Annotated in this window: 18 protein-coding genes; 12 read left to right on the plus strand and 6 right to left on the minus strand. The window is 70.3% G+C overall.

Annotated elements, in window-relative coordinates; all coding sequences use genetic code 11:
* Positions 1 to 41 precede the first annotated feature (41 nt).
* The 4 genes from alr to JIX55_RS31455 all read left to right on the plus strand — a co-directional run bounded on the left by alr (position 42) and on the right by JIX55_RS31455 (position 3,496).
* The gene (alr, locus tag JIX55_RS31440) at positions 42 to 1,202 is read left to right on the plus strand and encodes an alanine racemase (protein WP_257566592.1); all 1,161 of its coding nucleotides are present in this window, start codon (positions 42 to 44) and stop codon (positions 1,200 to 1,202) included.
* A 216-nt stretch (positions 1,203 to 1,418) separates the two neighbouring features.
* Positions 1,419 to 2,666: an alpha/beta fold hydrolase gene (locus JIX55_RS31445; RefSeq protein ID WP_257566593.1), complete on the plus strand. Its 1,248-nt coding sequence runs from the start codon at positions 1,419 to 1,421 to the stop codon at positions 2,664 to 2,666.
* Positions 2,632 to 3,156 carry a tRNA (adenosine(37)-N6)-threonylcarbamoyltransferase complex ATPase subunit type 1 TsaE gene (tsaE, locus tag JIX55_RS31450; protein WP_257566594.1) on the plus strand — a complete coding sequence of 175 codons (525 nt, stop codon included), beginning with the start codon at positions 2,632 to 2,634 and terminating at the stop codon, positions 3,154 to 3,156. The genes JIX55_RS31445 and tsaE overlap by 35 nt, the downstream gene beginning before the upstream one ends.
* A gap of 175 nt (positions 3,157 to 3,331) precedes the next feature.
* Positions 3,332 to 3,496, plus strand: a complete 165-nt coding sequence (locus tag JIX55_RS31455; protein ID WP_257566595.1) for a hypothetical protein — start codon at positions 3,332 to 3,334, stop codon at positions 3,494 to 3,496.
* Between the two features lie 111 nt (positions 3,497 to 3,607).
* Here the strand turns inward: JIX55_RS31455 and JIX55_RS31460 are convergent, their stop codons facing one another.
* Entirely contained in the window at positions 3,608 to 4,165 is a 558-nt protein-coding gene (locus tag JIX55_RS31460) for a hypothetical protein (protein ID WP_257566596.1), read from the minus strand.
* A 124-nt stretch (positions 4,166 to 4,289) separates the two neighbouring features.
* On the opposite strand from JIX55_RS31460, the gene tsaB reads away from it, so the two are divergent.
* The 4 genes from tsaB to JIX55_RS31480 are packed head-to-tail and all read left to right on the plus strand — an operon-like array spanning position 4,290 to position 6,814.
* Positions 4,290 to 4,943 carry a tRNA (adenosine(37)-N6)-threonylcarbamoyltransferase complex dimerization subunit type 1 TsaB gene (gene tsaB / locus JIX55_RS31465; protein WP_257566598.1) on the plus strand — a complete coding sequence of 218 codons (654 nt, stop codon included), beginning with the start codon at positions 4,290 to 4,292 and terminating at the stop codon, positions 4,941 to 4,943.
* The gene (rimI, locus tag JIX55_RS31470) at positions 4,940 to 5,452 is read left to right on the plus strand and encodes a ribosomal protein S18-alanine N-acetyltransferase (protein ID WP_257566599.1); all 513 of its coding nucleotides are present in this window, start codon (positions 4,940 to 4,942) and stop codon (positions 5,450 to 5,452) included. The genes tsaB and rimI overlap by 4 nt, the downstream gene beginning before the upstream one ends.
* Positions 5,445 to 6,560 (plus strand): tRNA (adenosine(37)-N6)-threonylcarbamoyltransferase complex transferase subunit TsaD, encoded by a 1,116-nt coding sequence (gene tsaD, locus JIX55_RS31475; protein ID WP_257566600.1) that lies wholly within the window; start codon positions 5,445 to 5,447, stop codon positions 6,558 to 6,560. Before rimI ends, tsaD begins: the two co-directional genes overlap by 8 nt.
* Complete coding sequence (locus JIX55_RS31480) at positions 6,557 to 6,814, plus strand: hypothetical protein (RefSeq protein ID WP_257566601.1); 258 nt, start codon at positions 6,557 to 6,559, stop codon at positions 6,812 to 6,814. Before tsaD ends, JIX55_RS31480 begins: the two co-directional genes overlap by 4 nt.
* Here the strand turns inward: JIX55_RS31480 and JIX55_RS31485 are convergent.
* From JIX55_RS31485 to JIX55_RS31505, 5 genes are all read right to left on the minus strand, one after another.
* Positions 6,801 to 7,310, minus strand: coding sequence for a hypothetical protein (locus JIX55_RS31485; RefSeq protein ID WP_257566602.1), 510 nt, complete (start codon positions 7,308 to 7,310; stop codon positions 6,801 to 6,803). The genes JIX55_RS31480 and JIX55_RS31485 overlap by 14 nt on opposite strands.
* Positions 7,311 to 7,507: 197 nt before the next feature.
* Complete coding sequence (locus JIX55_RS31490; protein WP_257566604.1) at positions 7,508 to 9,829, minus strand: glycoside hydrolase family 3 N-terminal domain-containing protein; 2,322 nt, start codon at positions 9,827 to 9,829, stop codon at positions 7,508 to 7,510.
* Positions 9,830 to 9,881: 52 nt separating this feature from the next.
* Positions 9,882 to 10,784, minus strand: coding sequence for a carbohydrate ABC transporter permease (locus JIX55_RS31495; protein WP_257566606.1), 903 nt, complete (start codon positions 10,782 to 10,784; stop codon positions 9,882 to 9,884).
* 4 nt (positions 10,785 to 10,788) lie between these two features.
* Positions 10,789 to 11,685, minus strand: a complete 897-nt coding sequence (locus JIX55_RS31500; protein WP_257566607.1) for a carbohydrate ABC transporter permease — start codon at positions 11,683 to 11,685, stop codon at positions 10,789 to 10,791.
* Positions 11,682 to 13,043: an ABC transporter substrate-binding protein gene (locus tag JIX55_RS31505; protein WP_257566608.1), complete on the minus strand. Its 1,362-nt coding sequence runs from the start codon at positions 13,041 to 13,043 to the stop codon at positions 11,682 to 11,684. Before JIX55_RS31505 ends, JIX55_RS31500 begins: the two co-directional genes overlap by 4 nt.
* 121 nt (positions 13,044 to 13,164) lie before the next feature.
* Between JIX55_RS31505 and JIX55_RS31510 the strand changes: the two genes are divergently transcribed.
* The 4 genes from JIX55_RS31510 (at position 13,165) to JIX55_RS31525 (ending at position 17,428) form a co-directional block, all read left to right on the plus strand.
* Entirely contained in the window at positions 13,165 to 14,226 is a 1,062-nt protein-coding gene (locus JIX55_RS31510) for a LacI family DNA-binding transcriptional regulator (protein WP_257566609.1), read from the plus strand.
* 97 nt (positions 14,227 to 14,323) lie between these two features.
* Positions 14,324 to 15,685: an endo-1,4-beta-xylanase gene (locus JIX55_RS31515; protein ID WP_257566610.1), complete on the plus strand. Its 1,362-nt coding sequence runs from the start codon at positions 14,324 to 14,326 to the stop codon at positions 15,683 to 15,685.
* Between the two features lie 111 nt (positions 15,686 to 15,796).
* Entirely contained in the window at positions 15,797 to 16,858 is a 1,062-nt protein-coding gene (locus tag JIX55_RS31520) for an LCP family protein (RefSeq protein ID WP_257566611.1), read from the plus strand.
* Positions 16,859 to 17,071: 213 nt separating this feature from the next.
* A complete protein-coding gene (locus JIX55_RS31525) occupies positions 17,072 to 17,428 on the plus strand; it encodes a YciI family protein (protein WP_257566612.1) in 357 nt (118 codons plus the stop codon).
* Positions 17,429 to 17,439: the final 11 nt, after the last annotated feature.

A 17,439-nucleotide genomic window follows, 5' to 3' on the forward strand; every position in this document is an offset into this window, starting at 1 on the left:
GTCGGAGGTGTCCCCGTGGGCTCTGAGACACTGGGGCTGACATGAGTGAGACAGCACCTCTGCGGAGCGCGCCCGTGCGGGCCCGTGCCGAGATCGATCTGGATGCCCTGCGGGCCAATGTGCGGACGTTGCGCGCGTTGGCGCCGGGTGCTGACCTGATGGCCGTGGTCAAGTCGGACGCGTACGGCCATGGGGCGGTGCGGTGTGCCCGGGCGGCGGTCGAGGCGGGGGCGACCTGGCTGGGGACGGCCACGCCGGAGGAGGCGCTGGCGCTGCGGGCGGCGGGGCTGTCGGGACGGCTCATGTGCTGGCTGTGGGCGCCGGGCGGGCCCTGGCGCGAAGCCGTCGAGGCCGAACTGGATGTCGCGGTCAGCGGGATGTGGGCGCTGCGGGAGGTCACCGAGGCCGCCCGCGATGTGGGCGTACGCGCGCGCGTGCAGCTCAAGGCCGACACCGGGCTCGGGCGGAACGGCTGTCAGCCGGACGACTGGCCGGAGCTCGTCGCCGAGGCGCTGCGCGCGGAGGCCGAGGGGCTTGTCACCGTCACCGGGCTCTGGTCGCACTTCGCGTGCGCCGACGAGCCGGGACACCCGTCCATCGAGGCACAGCTCACCCGCTTCCGCGAGATGGTCGCGTACGCCGAGGCCCGGGGCGTCCGCCCCGAGGTACGGCACATCGCCAACTCGCCCGCCACCCTCACCCGCCCGGACGCGCACTTCGACCTCGTACGGACGGGCATCGCCGTCTACGGCATCTCGCCCAGCCCGGAGCTGGGCAGCTCCGCCGACCTCGGGCTGCGCCCGGTGATGCGGCTCAGCGCCTCGCTCGCGCTGGTCAAGCACGTGTCCGGGGGCCATGGCGTCAGTTACGGCCACCACTACGTCACACCCGGCGACACGACCCTCGGTCTGGTGCCCGTCGGTTACGCGGACGGCATCCCCCGGCACGCCTCCGGCACCGGGCCCGTGCTGGTCGGCGGCAAGTGGCGGACGGTCGCGGGCCGGGTCGCCATGGACCAGTTCGTCGTCGACCTCGGCGGGGACGAACCCGCCGCCGGGGACGAGGTCGTGCTGTTCGGCACGGGTGACGGGGGCGAGCCGACCGCCGAGGACTGGGCGCAGGCGGCCGGAACCATCGCGTACGAGATCGTGACGCGCATCGGAACCCGCGTTCCGCGCGTCTATGTCAACACGGGCGAGTGAGCAAGCGCGTGCGACGGCGAGTGCGGCCCATGAGTATGTGATCACGGGTGAGTGGTCACAGGTGTGTGATCCGGGATACGTGAGCACGAGTGCATGAGTGGGCAGTGCCTGAACACGAGTAAGTGAAAGAGGAACAAGACTGGTAACTCCGTACTGATGTGCGGAGTGCTGGTGGAATCGGCAGCGGGACCGGACGTCGGCGAAGAGGAGCGGGACGTGAGCGAGAGCAGCGCGGAGGCCGTGGAGGCCGTCGCGAGCGCGGCCGCCGCGACGGCCGCCTCCGGCGACGGGATCTGGCGCAGAGCCGGCGTCGCGGGGGCGGCGATAGGCGTGGTCGCGGCGGGCGCGGCCGCCGGCGTCGCCATAGAGCGGCTCACCGTCGGGCGCGGCATGCGCAGGAAGGCCCGCCTCGCGCTCGACTCCACCGGCCCGTACGGGGCGCTGCGCGGCACCCCGGGCAAGGCGTACGCCGACGACGGCACCGAGCTGTACTACGAGGTCGACGACGTCGAGCCCGAGGCCGGCCTCTCGCCCCGCAGGCGCCGGCTCTTCGGGCGCAAGGCACCGGCCCCGGTCACCGTCGTCTTCAGCCACGGCTACTGCCTCAACCAGGACTCCTGGCACTTCCAGCGGGCGGCGCTGCGCGGTGTCGTCCGGACCGTGCACTGGGACCAGCGCAGCCACGGCCGCTCCGCGCGCGGGGTGGGCCAGGTACAGGACGAGCGGCCGGTCACCATCGACCAGCTCGGGCGCGACCTGAAGGCCGTGATCGACGCGGCCGTGCCCCAGGGGCCCATCGTGCTCGTCGGGCACTCCATGGGCGGCATGACCGTCATGGCGCTCGCCGCGCACTATCCCGAGCTGATCCGCGAGCGAGTCGTCGCCGTCGCCCTGGTCGGTACCTCGTCGGGGCGGCTCGGCGAGGTCAACTTCGGGCTGCCGGTCGCGGGCGTCAACGCCGTACGGCGGGTGCTGCCGGGTGTGCTCAAGGCGCTGGGGCAGCAGGCCGCGCTGGTGGAGCGGGGGCGGCGGGCGACCGCCGATCTGTTCGCCGGGATCATCAAGCGGTACTCGTTCGCGTCCCGGGACGTCGATCCGGCGGTCGCGCGGTTCGCGGAGCGGATGATCGAGGGCACGCCGATCGATGTGGTCGCCGAGTTCTATCCGGCGTTCACCGAGCACGACAAGACCGAGGCGCTCGTGGCGTTCGCCGAGCTGCCGGTGCTCGTGCTGGCCGGGGTCAAGGACCTCGTCACGCCGAGTGAGCACAGCGAGGCCATCGCCGATCTGCTGCCGGACGCGGAGCTGGTCCTCGTACCGGACGCGGGGCATCTGGTGATGCTGGAGCACCCCGAGCTCGTGACGGACCGGCTCGCCGACCTGCTCACTCGCGCGGGGGCCGTGCCGGCGGGGGCTACCGTAAGTGGTTATGGAAGCGCCAGCAGCACCGCACGTCCAGGGTGAGCCCATGTCGTCTCTTCAGATCACCGTCAATTCTCCCGAGCAGATGCTGGAGTTGGGCCGTCGGCTGGCCAAGCTGCTGCGTGCGGGGGATCTCGTGATGCTCAACGGGGAGCTGGGGGCCGGTAAGACGACCCTCACCCGGGGGCTCGGGGAGGGACTGGGGGTGCGGGGCGCGGTCACCTCGCCCACCTTCGTCATCGCCCGGGTGCATCCGTCCCTGGTGGACGGGCCGCCGCTCGTCCACGTCGACGCCTATCGCCTGGGCGGCGGGCTGGACGAGATGGAGGACCTGGACCTCGACGTCTCGCTGCCCGAATCGGTGATCGTGGTGGAGTGGGGCGAGGGGAAGGTCGAGGACCTGACCGACGACCGGCTGAACGTCGTCATCCACCGGGCGGTCGGCGACACGACCGACGAGGTGCGGCAGGTGACGGTGACGGGGCTGGGGGAGCGGTGGGACTCCGTCGAGCTGGGTGTGTTGTCGGCCTGATCCGGAGTTGATCCGGTCTTCGTCCGGCCCCGGTTCGGCCCCGGTCCGGGCTTGTGTGGGTTCCGACGAGGTGTCGGCAAAATGTTGCGTCGGGCGTCTTCGGCGTGGTCACATGGTAACCAGTCCTTGGTTAGGTCTACCTAACTTGGTTCGCCGGTGGCACCAGGAGGCGTCCATGTCGACAGCGGAACGTAAGCCGTCCGGGGTGGGCGGGGTGTCGATGCGGGACCTGTTGGCGGCGTGTGCGGCGGCGAAGGCCGTGTCGACGCCACCGGCGGCTCCGCCGGTGAAGGTGGAGGAACGGCGGCCTGTGGCTGAACGGTGCCCCAAGGCCGCATAGCGCTCTGGGCGGGGCCGATCCGTCGGTTTCGCGGCTGCGGGTGAGTGGGGGCCGGTCGCGCGGTTTCCCGCGCCCCTGAAAGATCGGGCCCCGGCGCTTACCAGGCACCCCCTACTCGACCACGACCACCTTCATGCCGATGCCCGCGAACTCCCACATCGCCTTGCCGTCCTTGCGGGACTCGCGGATGCCGCCCGTTTTGGTGGTGGGATCGGGCTGGGGGGTGGAGCCGTCGACCGCCGCACTGAAGCCGATGGACACGCCGTCGACCGTGGCGAAGCGGACGACGTGTTCGATGGGGGTGCCGTCGGAGCCGGTGACGGCGGCGGAGCGGGACGTGACGGTGTAGTCGGCGGGGGTGGGGTCGACCGTGCTGGGGGTGACCTCGAACGTGCGGGTGACCTTCTCGTTGGCGCCGACCAGCCAGACGCGGTCCTCGTCGAGGGAGTAGACGACGCGCTGGCCCGCCCCCGAGTCGTCGGGGAGGACCTCCGCGGCGTCCTTCTTCTCGGCGGGGGTCTTGGACTTCGGGAGCGCCGAGGACTTCGAGGGGGACGGTTTCCCCAGGTCGTCAGGCACGGTCGCCGACGCCTGGTAGGTGAGGAAACCGACTGCGGCGATGGCCGCCGCGGTGAGCCCGGCCACGAATCCCGAGCTGCTACTGGCCACCTTCTGTGCCCACCTCTCGTACCCACGTACGCCCTTGAAGTACGTCTGTGCTGTGACGGTAGCAGCAGAGGGAGCGTGGACCGGGTCGGCCGTCGCCCGGCCCGAAGCGCCGTAGGCTGTTTGCGTGCTCTTGCTCGCTCTGGATACCGCCACCCCCGCCGTCACCGTCGCCCTGCACGACGGGACGGCTGTCGTCGCCGCGTCGAGCCAGGTGGACGCGCGTCGCCACGGGGAACTGCTGCTGCCCGCCGTCGACCGGGTCCTCGCCGAGGCGGGCACCCGTCTCGACGCCGTCACCGGCATCGTCGTGGGCATCGGTCCCGGCCCGTACACCGGGCTGCGCGTCGGCCTCATGACCGCCGACACCTTCGGCCTCGCCCTCGGGGTCCCCGTCCACGGACTGTGCACCCTCGACGGGCTCGCGTACGCGGCCGAGGTCGAGGGCCCGTTCGTGGTGGCGACCGACGCCCGGCGCAAGGAGGTGTACTGGGCGCGGTACGAGGACGCGCGGACGAGAGTGACGGAACCCGCCGTCGACCGGCCCGCCGAGATCGCCGACGTGGTGGCCGGACTGCCGGCGGTGGGGGCAGGGGCGGTCCTCTACCCCGACACGTTCCCGGACGCCCGCGGGCCCGAGCAGGTCTCCGCGGCCGCCCTCGCCGCCCTGGCGGCCGAGCGGCTGGCCAAGGGCGAGGAGCTGGAGTCGTCCAGGCCGCTGTATCTGCGCCGGCCCGACGCCCAGGTCCCCAAGAACTACAAGGTGGTCACCCCCAAGTGACGACCGCGGTGCTGCGCGAGATGCGCTGGTGGGACATCGAGCCCGTACTGGAGCTGGAGAAGGACCTCTTCCCCGAGGACGCCTGGTCCCGGGGCATGTTCTGGTCGGACCTCGCCCACGCGCGCGGTCCGCACGCGACCCGACGGTATGTCGTGGCCGAGACCCCGGGCGAGGACAAGAGGATCGTCGGCTACGGGGGCCTCGCCTCCGCCGGGGACGTCGCCGACGTCCAGACCATCGCCGTCGCCCGCGAACACTGGGGCACCGGCCTCGGCGCGCTGATCCTCACCGAGCTGCTGCGGGCCGCCACCGCCTTCGAGTGCACGCAGGTGATGCTCGAATGCCGGGTCGACAACGTCCGTGCCCAGAAGCTCTACGAGCGCTTCGGCTTCGAGGCGATCGGCTTCCGCCGCGGCTACTACCAGCCGGGGAACGTGGACGCCCTCGTCATGCGCCTCAACGACCCTTCCACATCCGTATCCGTACAAGGAACCGAGATCAATGGCTGACGAACCTCTGGTCCTGGGGATCGAGACCTCCTGCGACGAGACCGGCGTCGGCGTCGTCCGCGGTACGACACTGTTGGCCGACGCGATCGCGTCGAGCGTCGACGAGCACGCCCGCTTCGGTGGGGTGGTGCCCGAGGTCGCCTCCCGCGCCCACCTGGAGGCGATGGTCCCGACCATCGAGCGTGCGCTGAAGGAGGCGGGCGTGAGCGCGAAGGACCTCGACGGCATCGCCGTCACCGCCGGGCCGGGGCTCGCGGGTGCGCTGCTGGTGGGCGTCTCGGCGGCGAAGGCGTACGCGTACGCGCTGGGCAAGCCGTTGTACGGCGTCAATCACCTCGCCTCCCACATCTGCGTCGACCAGCTGGAGCACGGGGCGCTGCCCGAGCCGACGATGGCGCTGCTGGTGTCCGGGGGCCATTCGTCGTTGCTCCTTTCGACGGACATCACGTCGGACGTACGGCCGATGGGCGCGACGATCGACGACGCGGCGGGCGAGGCCTTCGACAAGATCGCGCGCGTGCTCAACCTGGGCTTTCCGGGCGGGCCCGTCATCGATCGGTACGCGCGGGAGGGGGACCCGAACGCGATCGCCTTCCCGCGCGGCCTCACCGGGCCGCGCGACGCCGCGTACGACTTCTCCTTCTCGGGTCTGAAGACCGCCGTGGCCCGTTGGATCGAGGCCAAGCGGGCGGCGGGGGAGGACGTTCCGGTGCGGGACGTCGCCGCGTCCTTCCAGGAGGCCGTGGTGGATGTGCTGACGCGCAAGGCCGTACGGGCTTGTCGTGATCAGGGGGTGGATCATCTGATGATCGGCGGGGGTGTCGCCGCCAACTCCCGGCTGCGGGTGCTGGCGCAGGAGCGGTGTGAGGCGGCCGGGATCCGACTCCGGGTGCCCCGGCCGAAGTTGTGCACGGACAACGGGGCGATGGTGGCGGCGCTGGGCGCGGAGATGGTCACGCGGGGGCGCGCCGCTTCGGACTGGGATCTGTCGGCGGATTCTTCGCTGCCGGTTACGGATCCGCATGTGCCGGGGAGTGCTGCCGGGCAGGCGCATTCGCATGACCACGATCACGTGCACGAGCTGGCGAAGGACAACCTGTACTCGTGACCGTCGCGTTGATGTGGGAGGCGCGGGCGGTGGCGGGGAGGGGAGAAGAGCTCCTCGCCTGGGCGCGGGCCCAGGAGCTTTCCGTACGGCCGCTGCGTCGTGAGACGTTCCGGGCGCCTCAGGATCGGGTGCTGGTGATCACGTGGTGGGACGCGGCCTACGACGCCGAGCTGCCCGAACTGCCGGAGCCGGGCGATGAGTTGGTCGGCAGGGCGGTGCATCGGTGGCGGTTCGAGTCGGTCAGCGAGGGCTGACCGTCGTGTAGTAGTACTCCTCCGGGTCCCTTCCCTGGCGTCCCAGCCACAGCAGCGCTCGGCTCTCGAACTCCCAGCGGGACGCGATCAGGCCAAGACTCGTCCATTCCAGCGTCACCCACAGCAGGCCCAGCATCGGATAGGGCTCCCACAGCAGGCACAAGGGCAGCACCAGGGCCATGAGAACGAGGGCGCGGACGACGAACGGGCTCCGGGGGCGATGGAACGGGCCCCAGTAGTCCGTGGACCAGGTGCCGTAGGGGACCGGCCGGGGTGGCGCCTCGTCGAACTGCCGCACCGTGCTGACGAACCTGATACGGGTCAGCCGCAGCCGGAACAGCACGGCGTGGGTCGCGCTGATGTAGGCGACAGCGCGCCACCACCAGTCGGGCAGCTCCGAGTCGCCGTGGACGGCGAGAAAGGCCCCCATCGTGCAGAGCAGGGCGATCCACGCCGGTATGGCCGTCCTGAACTGGAAGTTGACGTACCGGATCATCACCGCACCCCCGTGCTTCCCCCGATGCCGGTTGCTTTCCACCGTAGGTCCGGAACGCGCGGTTCTGAATGGGTGGCGCGTACTGGGGGTGGAGTACGTGGACTCCAAAGACACCACCCGCCCCCACCTCGGGCCTCGGCCCCTCCGCCCGGGCCGCCTCTGTCGCGCATGCGGCGGCCCAGGCGGACTGACGACCGTCAGGTCTCCACGGCCCGGACCTCCGTCCCGCAGTGCAACCGGCGGTCCGGGCCCACCTCGCGTACCGGGCCGCTCAGTGTCAGCCGCACCCGGTGGCGCACGTCCGTGCTCGACGCGCCCAACCGCAGTTCCAGGGACCCCGGTTCGACCACCCGCCTCCCCGAACGGTCCGTGAAGGACGACACGTCGGCGTGGAAGCGGAAGGTCACGCGTGAGGCCTCCCCCGGCTCCAACCGCACGCGCTGGTAGGCGATCAGGCGGACGTCCGGGCGGGTCACCGAGGCCACCGGGTCGTGCAGGTACAGCTGGACGACCTCCGCCCCCGGCCGTTCACCGGCGTTCCTGACCGTCACCGACACGTCATGCGTGCCGTCCGTGTCGATCTCCGGGGCCAGGTCCTCGCTGCCGCCCTCGAAGTCCTCCCACTCGAACGTCGTGTACGAGCGGCCGTGCCCGAAGGGATACAGCGGGGTCGGGTCCAGGTTGCTCGCGGCGCCGGCCAGGCCCAGCGGCGGCTGGAGGTACGTCCACGGCTGGCCCCCAGGCCGGTGCGGGACGCTCACCGGGAGGCGGCCCGAGGGGGAGACGCGGCCCGACAGCACTCCCGCCACCGCCGGGCCGCCCTCCTCCCCGGGAAAGAACGCCTGCACCACACCCGCCAGTTGACCGTTCCAGCGGCCCAGCGCGTAAGGGCGGCCGGTGAGCAGGACCAGCACCACCGGGGTGCCCGTCGCCGCCAGCGCGTCCAGCAGCTCCGCCTGAACCCCCGGGAGCCGGAGGTCCTCCGCGTCGCAGCCCTCGCCCGAGGTGCCACGACCGAACAGGCCCGCCCGGTCGCCCAGCACCGCCACGCAGACGTCCGCCTCCGCCGTGCGAGCCACCGCCTCCGCGAACCCTCCCGTGTCCTCGCCGTCGACGTCGCTGCCGGCGGCGTGCGTGATCTTCGCGTCGGGGAGTTCGGCGCGCAGGGACTGGAGGATGGTCGGGATCTCGATGCCCAGCGGCGTGCCGGGATGGGCCGGGAGGACGTGGGACGGGAAGGAGTAGCAGCCGAGCATGGCGAGGGGGTCGTCCGCTCGGGGGCCCACCACCGCGATCCTGACGTCCGGGGCCAGCGGCAGTACGTCGTCCGGGTTGTCCAGCAGTACCACCGACTCCTCGGCCAGGCGGCGGGCCAGGGTGCGGTTCGCCGTCGAGTCCAGGTCGATCCGTTCGGCGGTCGGTTCCGGGGTCCAGTCCTCATCCAGCATGCCCAGCTCGCACTTCTGGAGCAGGACCCGGCGGGCCGCCCGGTCCACCAGGGACTCGGGGATCTCGCCCGCGCGCACAGCCTCCACCAGGGACGCGCCGTAGCAGCGCAGGGTCGGCAGTTCGACGTCCAGGCCGGCCGCGAGGGCCGCTCCCGCGGCCTCCGCGCGGCTTCCCGCCACGCGGTGGTTCGTCTCCAGGAAGCCGATGCCGAAGTAGTCGGAGACGACCGTGCCGGTGAAGCCCCAGTCGTCGCGGAGCAGTTCGGTGAGCAGCCCCGGGTCCGCCGAGACCGGGACGCCGTCCGTCTCCGTGTACGCCGCCATGACCGAGCGGGCGCCGCCCTCCCGCAAGGCCATCTCGAACGGTGGGAGGGTCACGTCCGCGAACTCCCGTACCCCGGCTCGTACGGGCGCGTGGTTGCGGGCGCCGACGGACGCGGCGTACCCGGCGAAGTGCTTCAGCGTGGCGACGATCCCGGCCGACTCCAGGCCACGGACGTACGCCGAGCCGATCGTGCCCACCAGGTAGGGGTCCTCGCCGATCGTCTCCTCGACCCGGCCCCAGCGCGGATCGCGGACCACGTCCAGGACGGGGGACAGTCCCTGGTGCACGCCGACCGATGTCAGGTCCTGGCCGATGTGCCGGGCCATTTCCTCCACCAGCGGGGGGTCGAAGGTCGCGCCCCAGGCCAGGGGGACCGGGTAGGCGGTCGCACGCCAGGCGGTGAAGCCGGCCAGACACTCCTCGTGGGCGACGGCGGGGATGCCGAAACGGTTCGCGGTCATGATGCGGCGCTGGGCGCGGGCCAGTGCCGCCGCGCCCAGCGCCGGGTCGACGGGGGCCGTGCCGAAGGCGCGGGTCAGCTGGCCGAGGCCCCGGGTGATCAACTCGTCGAAGTCGAACGACTCCGACATGCCCTGCTCGTCGGGGGCGATGTCCTCGCCGCTCGAGTCGTTCTTCACCCACACGCCGTACAACTGGGCGGTCTTCTCCTCCAGGGTCATCCGGGAGAGCAGGTCCTCGACACGGTCGGCGACGGGCAGAGCGCGGTCACGCCAAGGGGTGATCATGAAACTCCTGTCGGAGGTCGGTGAGTTTCAGTGGCAACGATGCGAAGAGATCTCATTTACCGCCCACGCCCATCAGCCCGCCCACCAACGCCCGCCGCGCCACCAGATACACGGCGAAGATCGGGATGCCGGAGAGGACGACCGAGGCGAGTAGGGCGGGGATGTTGACGCCGAACTGGCTGACGTAGTTGAAGAGGCCGAGGGTGAGGACCCTCGGCTCGTCGGACTGGGTGAAGATCAGCGGGAAGAGGAAGCCGTTCCAGGCCTGGAGCGCCGAGTAGATGACGACCGTGCTGATGCCGCCCTTGGCCAGCGGGATCGTCAGCTGGAAGAGCATCCGCAGGGGGGAGGCGCCGTCCAGGGCCATCGCCTCGTACAGGTCCTCCGAGACATCCCGCAGGCTGCCGACCAGGACCAGGACCGAGACCGGCATCGCGAAGGCGGCCGTCGGGAGGATGACGGCCAGGAGGGTGTCGTAGAGGTCGAGCTTCGCGATCAGGAGGTACAGGGGGACGACCACCGCCTGCGCCGGGATCGCCACACCGAGGAGGAACAGGCGGAAGGCGGCGTTCGACCAGCGGTCGCGGGTGCGGACGGCCACGTAGGCGAGCGGGATGGAGAGGGACAGGACGATGCCCACCACAGCCACCGCGACGATCGCCGTGTTGCTGAGCAGATGGCCGAAGCCGCTGGTGAGGACGGTGTTGTAGTTGTCGAGGGTCGGGTCCGTGGGGGGTTTCAGGGGGTTGCCCGTCAGGGCCTTGTCCGCGCCCGTGAGGGACGCCGACAGCATCGCGTAGAGGGGGATCAGGACGATGACGAGCCAGAGGAACGCGCCGAGGCCCGCGACGGGGTTGGCGCGCCTCGTCCAGTGGCGGCGGCGACGCGGGGAGGCCACCTGCTCACGTGAGGGCGGGTCGGTCTTCGTCGGACGCGGCAACGTATCGTGTGACACTCCGTCACATCCCTTCACGCGTACTGCGCATGGCGCCGAAGCCCGTCAGCCGGACCAGGACGAGCGACAGGCCCGTCGCGGCGATGACCAGGAACGACGCGATGGCGCTGGCGTAGCCGAAGTCGTACGTCTTGAAGCCCGCCTCGTACATCAGGTACGGCAGGATCGCGGTGTCCGTGCCGGGACCGCCCTTGGTGAGGATCAGGACCGTCTCGAAGTACGTCAGTGAGCCGACGACCATCAGGACCGTGGACGTGGTGATGGTGTGGCGCAGCTGCGGGAGCGTGATCGAGAAGAACTGGCGGTAGCGGCCCGCGCCGTCGATGGCGGCGGCCTGGTAGAGGACGTCGGGGATCTGGCGGGCCCCGCCCTGGTAGATCAGGGTGTGGAAGGGGATGAACTGCCAGCCGCCGACGAAGACGATCGCGAGGAACGCGCCGCTCTGCGAGCCCAGGGTGTCCTTCTGGATGATGCCGAAGTTCGGGTCGAGGAGGGCGTAGAAGAGGATCGCGATGGCGGTGGAGGAGAGCAGGAACGGGACGAAGAAGACCGCGGAGAGGATCGCGCGGTTGCGCTGCCGGCCCGCCGCCCAGACGCCGAGCAGCAGGGCGACGACCGTCTGGAACGCCCAGCTGGCGAAGGTCAGGACGACGGTCAGCCAGAGGGACTGGGTCATCCGGGGGTCGTCGAGGAGCTTCTTCCAGTTGTCGAGGCCGACCGGCTTCGGGTCGGCGAGGCCGTCCCAGCTGGTGAAGGAGAGATACAGGGCCAGGGCCATCGGGACGACCGCGAAGAAGGTGAAGAAGAGGACGCCGGGGAGGGCCCAGGCGGCGTGCGGGCGGCCGGCACGGTTCGCCGTCCGTGGTTTGCCCGTGCGGGCCTTCTCGACCGTGACGGTCACTTCAGCCCCTTGCAGGCCGTCACGAACTCGCTCGGCGAGGACTGTCCCGCGAACAGCTTGCCTATCTCCGTGTGCATCTTGGTGCCGAGGCCGTCGCCGAGCGCCTGGTCCCAGGAGAGCGTGAAGGCCGGGGCCTTCTCCACCATGTCGTACTGGAACTTCGCGTACTCGGGGTTGGGCGAGGAGGCGAGGAGGTCGGCCGCGTTCGAGGTGGTCGGGACGTCGCCGTTGTCGATGAGGGCCTGCGCGTACTCCTTTGACGCGCAGTCCTTGAGGAAGCCGACCGCCAGGTCCTTGTTCTTCGTACGGGCGTTGATGGACCAGTAGTTGGTGGGGTTGCCGACGACGTTGCGCACGTCGCCCGTGCCGCCCTCGACGGTCGGGAAGGCGGCCCAGCCCAGGTTCGTCTTGGCGAAGTCCGGGAACTTGCCGAGCTGCGTGGAGTACTCCCAGGAGCCCATCAGGTGCATGGCCGCCTTGCCGCGCGCGAAGACCGCGGGGGCGCCGCCGTTGACGTACGACACCGAGGTGAACTTGGAGCCGAAGGCGCCGTCGTCGATGAGTTCCTTCACCAGTTCGGCGGCCTTGAGGACGGCGGGGTCTCCCCAGCCCTCGGCGTCGCCGTCCTGGATGCGCTTGAAGACCTCGGGGCCGCCGATACGGTCGACCAGGTACTCCAGCCACATCAGCTCGGGCCAGATGTCGGAGCCGCCGAGGGCGAAGGGGGTGATCTTCGCCTTCTTCAGCTTGGCGTTGATGTCGAGCAACTGGTCCCAGGTGGTGGGGGGTTGAAGCTTGTGCTCGGTGAAGACGGCCTTGTTGTAGAAGAGGATCACCGGCTGCATGCCGCGCATCGGGATGCCGTAGTGGCGGCCCCCCAGGTCGCCGGAGGCGAGGACCGAGGGCAGGAAGCCGTCCTTGAGGACCGGGTCGCCCTCGATGATGTCGGTGAGGTCGACGAGCTTGCCCGCCTCCTCGTACGGCTTGATGGAGCCGCCGCCCCAGTTGAAGAAGACGTCCGGGGCGCTGGGGGAGCCCATCGCCGTACGGAGCTTGGGGGAGTAGTCGGAACCGGGGACCTTCTGCAGCTTGACCGTGCCGCCGGCCTTCTTCGCCGCGGCCGACTTGTTGAACCGGTCGACGCCCGCCTGCTGGACCTTCACCGCGTCGTCGCCGTACACGAACGCGGTGATCGTCTTGCCGTCGCCGCCCGCGCCGCCGCCGGAGCCGCAGGCGGTGAGGCCGGTGCCGAGTCCCGCGGTGAGCAACGAGGCGGAACCGGCACCGAGGAACCAGCGCCTGCTGAACGGCCGGCCACCCGTGCCGCCGCCGGTGACCTGACCTCTACTCGACTCCATGAGAGCACCCTTCGCGAATGTTCGGACGTACGAATGTTTCGGATGGGACTTCGAATGTTCCGGGAACGTATGGCTGTCGAAAGGGTTCGTCAAGAGGTCGCGCAGGGATACGATCCCGTTCATGAAGCCCGCGAAGCCTGAGGAAACCCAGACAAGAGCGCGTGTGTCGCAGTCGACGCAGACCGCGACGCTCGCCGAGATCGCCCGCCAGGCCGGCGTCTCCGCTCCGACTGTTTCGAAGGTGCTCAACGGCCGTGCGGACGTGGCGCCCGCGACCCGCACCCGGGTCGAGGAGCTGCTGCGCGAGTACGGCTACCGCCGCCGGCGCGCCGAGGCGACCCGGTCCCCCCTCATCGACCTGGTCTTCCACGAGCTGGAGAGCGCCTGGGCGATGGAGGTCATCCGGGGTGTCGAGAACGTCGCGCGGGAGGAGGGCCTGAGCGTCGTCCTCTCCGAGAGCGCGGGCCGGCTCACCCCCGGCCGCACCTGGGCCGACCAGGTCGCCGCCCGCCGCCCGCACGGGGTCGTCCTCGTCCTGTCCGGGCTCGACGAGTCCCAGCGCGCGCTGCTGACCAGCAGGTCCATCCCGTTCGTGGTGATGGACCCGGCGGGTGACCCCGGCGACGACGTGCCCTCGATCGGCGCCACCAACTGGCAGGGCGGCCTGGCCGCCACCCGCCATCTGATCGAACTGGGCCACCGGCGCATCGGCGCCATCAGCGGGCCCTCGCGGATGATGTGCAGCCGCGCCCGCGTCGACGGCTACCGGGCCGCGCTGGAGACCGCCGGCCTGCCGGTCGACGCGGGTCTGCTCAAGGCCGGCGACTTCCACCACGAGACCGGCTACCGGCTGGGCCTGGAGCTCCTGCGCCGCCCCGACCGCCCCACCGCCGTCTTCGCCGGTAACGACCTCCAGGCGCTGGGCCTGTATGAGGCCGCCCGCGAGCTGGGGCTTCGCATCCCGGAGGACCTGAGTGTGGTCGGCTTCGACGACCTTCCGGTGGCCCGCTGGGTGGGCCCGCCGCTGACGACCGTACGGCAGCCGCTGATGGAGATGGCCGAGGCGGCGGCCCGGCTGGTGCTCGACCTCGGGCGACAGGAGGGGTCCTCGGCGGCGACGCGGGTGGAGCTGGCTACGAGCCTGGTGGTGCGGAGCAGTACGGGAGCGCCTCCGGCGGTCTGACGAGGGTGGTGCTGATGTATTGACGAGTGTGGCGCGGCCCTCCACACTCCTCCGAAGCCAATCGGTTGCACAACCGAAACTTTCGGAGGCACCCGCAATGAGATCTCTGAGAACAGGCTTACCGCTCACGTCGTTGCTGACCGGCATCGCCGCCCTCGCCGCCCTGCTCGGCGCGGCCACCACCGCCCACGCCGCCGACCCGCCCCTACGGGACCTCGCCGCCGCCAAGGGCAAGGCGATCGGCACCGCGGTGACCGGCTCCAAGCTCACCGGCACGTACGGCGAGATCGCGGGCCGGGAGTTCAACTGGCTCACCCCCGGCAACGCCATGAAGTGGGGCTCCGTCGAGCCCACCCGGGGCAACTTCAACTGGACCGAGGCCGACCAGATCGTCGACTTCGCCGAGGCCCACGACCAGGACGTACGCGGCCACACCCTCGTCTGGCACAGCCAGAACCCCAGCTGGCTCGACAACGGCACCTGGACATCCGCGCAGCTCAGCCAGCTGATGAACGACCACATCGCACTCGAAGTCGGCCGCTACAAGGGCCGGTTGGCCGCCTGGGACGTGGTGAACGAGCCGTTCAACGAGGACGGCACCTACCGTCAGACCCTCTGGTACAACGGCCTCGGCGCCGACTACATCGCCCAGGCCCTGACCGCCGCCCGCGCCGCCGACCCGGCCGCCAAGCTCTACATCAACGACTACAACGTCGAGGGCGTCAACGCGAAGAGCACGGCCCTGTACAACCTGGTCAGGGATCTGAAGGCACGCGGCGTCCCGGTAGACGGGGTGGGCCTCCAAGCCCACCTCATCCTCGGCCAGGTGCCGTCGACCCTGCAACAGAACATCCAGCGCTTCGCCGACCTGGGCGTGGACGTGGCCATCACGGAACTCGACATCCGGATGCAAATGCCGTCCACCGAAGCCAAGTTGGCGCAGCAGCGAACCGAGTACGAGACGGTCGTGAAGGCATGCGTGGCCGTGTCCCGCTGCACCGGCGTCACGGTCTGGGGCTTCACCGACTCCGACTCCTGGATCCCGGACACCTTCCCGGGCCAGGGCGCGGCGACGCCGTACGACGAGAACTACGCTCCGAAGCCCGCGTACTACGGCATCGTGACGGCGCTCGGCGGCACGGTGACCGAGCCGCCGGTCCCGGACGGCTGCACGGCGGCGTACAGCGTGGCCAACCAGTGGAACACCGGCTTCACGGGCAACGTGACGATCAGGTGTGCCGCCGGATCCTCGCTCTCCTCCTGGCGGGTCAACTGGACGTTCGGGGCAGGCCAGCAGATCAGCCAGGCCTGGAACGCGACCTGCGCCCAGACCGGCACGACGGTCAGCTGCGCGAACACCTCCTGGAACGGCGGCGTACCGAGCGGAGGTTCGGCGACCTTCGGCTTCAACGCCACCTGGAACGGGAGCAATCCGGTGCCGACGGTGACGCTGGGCTGAGGGTGCGTGAGAGCCCGTGAGCGCTTGACGGCGGCTGAGAAGTATGAGAATTCCCGAAGGAATGCCGACAGGAGGTTCTGCCCGTAACAATTCGGACGTAAGTTCCTGTGCGTGAATGGTGGAGAAAGCGCGTTCGGGGACGACAACGGGGGCGTGGGCAGACGGCGGCGCCGGCTGAAGTTGGCCGGGTTCATCCTCGTCGGCGCACTCGTACTCGGCGTGGGCGGGGCGGGCTGGGCGTTCTGGCGGCTCAACGACAACATCAAGAGCGTCGACATCAACAGCGCCCTCGGTGACAACCGCCCCGCGAAGCTCCGGTCTTCTTCGGAGCCCTCCGCGTCGGCCACCGCCTCGCCGCTGCCGAGTGGCGCGCTGAACATCCTCGTCCTCGGCTCGGACTCCCGCAGCGGCGAGGAGAACGCCGCACTCGGCGGCGGCGACGAGGGCGCGGGCGCCCGCTCGGACACGGCGATGGTCGTCCACATCGACGAGGGCCGCACCGAGGCGACGGTCGTCAGCATCCCCCGCGACACCCTGGTCACCCGCCCGTCCTGCCCGCTGGAGTCGGGCGGTTCGACGTCGGTGGCGTACAACGCGATGTTCAACAGCGCGTACGCGGTCGGCGGCCCGATCTGCGCGGTCAAGACCGTCGAGTCGATGACGAACGTCCGCATGGACCACTACATCGAGATCGACTTCTCCGGCTTCGCGAAACTCGTCGACGCCCTGGGCGGCGTCACGGTCACGACGGACGAGGACATCGACGACGATGACAGCCACCTGAAGCTGAAGGCCGGCACGCACGACCTGGACGGCGAACAGGCCCTGGCCCTCGCCCGCACCCGCCACGGCATCGGCGACGGCAGCGACCTCGGCCGCATCGGTCTCCAGCAGCAGCTGGTGAAGGCCCTGCTGGACCAGATCTCGTCCACGGACCTCCTGTCCGACCCCACCCACCTGTACGAGGTCGCCGACGCGATCACCGGCAGCCTCACCACCGACACCGGCCTGGACTCCCTGACCGAACTGATGAGCCTCGGCGAGAGCCTGAAGGGCCTCTCGTCCGACGACACGAAGACGGTGATGATGCCGGTCGTCACAGCCCCCTACGACAGCAACCGTGTGGTGGCGGACGAGCCGGAGGCGAGTGAGCTGTGGGAGTCGTTGAAGTGAGCCGGGCCGTCCGGCCGGTCGGGTCCACTGGGGCCCCGGTCTCCGCGACCCCGGTCCCCCCTCACGACCTGGCCCACCGGCCCGCTGGAAAAAATCTTCGAAGAAATCCGAAGAAGTATGTCGGCCGTGTCGATCCGGGCGGGGCTCGTTCGACGCCAGGGTGAGAGGCGGGGAGAAACCCCGCCGACCCGAAGCGATATCGAAGGAGTCACCATGCCGCGCTATCTGTCGATGGTCCGGATCGACGAGAAGACCGCCCCCGCCGAGGGCCCCAGCCCCGAGCTGATGCAGCGGATGGGGGATCTGCTGGAGGAGATCACCAAGGCGGGGGTCATGCTCGACACCGCCGGGCTGACGCCGACCGCGCAGGGGAAGAGGGTGCGTTGGGAGGGCGGGGAACTGTCGGTCACCGACGGGCCGTTCACCGAGACCAAGGAGGTCGTCGGGGGCTATGCGCTGATGCAGTGCAAGGACATGGCCGAGGCCGTCGAGTGGGCCAAGCGGTTCCTGAAGGTGCACGAGGAGCACTGGACCGTGACATGTGAGGTGCGGGAGATCATGGAGGGCTGAGCCCGTTTGGC

Source organism: Streptomyces sp. DSM 40750 (genome assembly GCF_024612035.1).
Classification (GTDB): domain Bacteria; phylum Actinomycetota; class Actinomycetes; order Streptomycetales; family Streptomycetaceae; genus Streptomyces.

Coding starts and splice junctions, on each gene's coding strand:
- JIX55_RS31525 (WP_257566612.1), top strand. CDS start 17,072: ATGCCGCGCTATCTGTCGATGGTCCGGATCGACGAGAAGACCGCCCCC.
- JIX55_RS31485 (WP_257566602.1), bottom strand. CDS start 7,310: ATGATCCGGTACGTCAACTTCCAGTTCAGGACGGCCATACCGGCGTGG.
- JIX55_RS31505 (WP_257566608.1), bottom strand. CDS start 13,043: ATGGAGTCGAGTAGAGGTCAGGTCACCGGCGGCGGCACGGGTGGCCGG.
- JIX55_RS31515 (WP_257566610.1), top strand. CDS start 14,324: ATGAGATCTCTGAGAACAGGCTTACCGCTCACGTCGTTGCTGACCGGC.
- JIX55_RS31455 (WP_257566595.1), top strand. CDS start 3,332: ATGTCGACAGCGGAACGTAAGCCGTCCGGGGTGGGCGGGGTGTCGATG.
- alr (WP_257566592.1), top strand. CDS start 42: ATGAGTGAGACAGCACCTCTGCGGAGCGCGCCCGTGCGGGCCCGTGCC.
- tsaE (WP_257566594.1), top strand. CDS start 2,632: ATGGAAGCGCCAGCAGCACCGCACGTCCAGGGTGAGCCCATGTCGTCT.
- JIX55_RS31510 (WP_257566609.1), top strand. CDS start 13,165: ATGAAGCCCGCGAAGCCTGAGGAAACCCAGACAAGAGCGCGTGTGTCG.
- tsaD (WP_257566600.1), top strand. CDS start 5,445: ATGGCTGACGAACCTCTGGTCCTGGGGATCGAGACCTCCTGCGACGAG.
- JIX55_RS31490 (WP_257566604.1), bottom strand. CDS start 9,829: ATGATCACCCCTTGGCGTGACCGCGCTCTGCCCGTCGCCGACCGTGTC.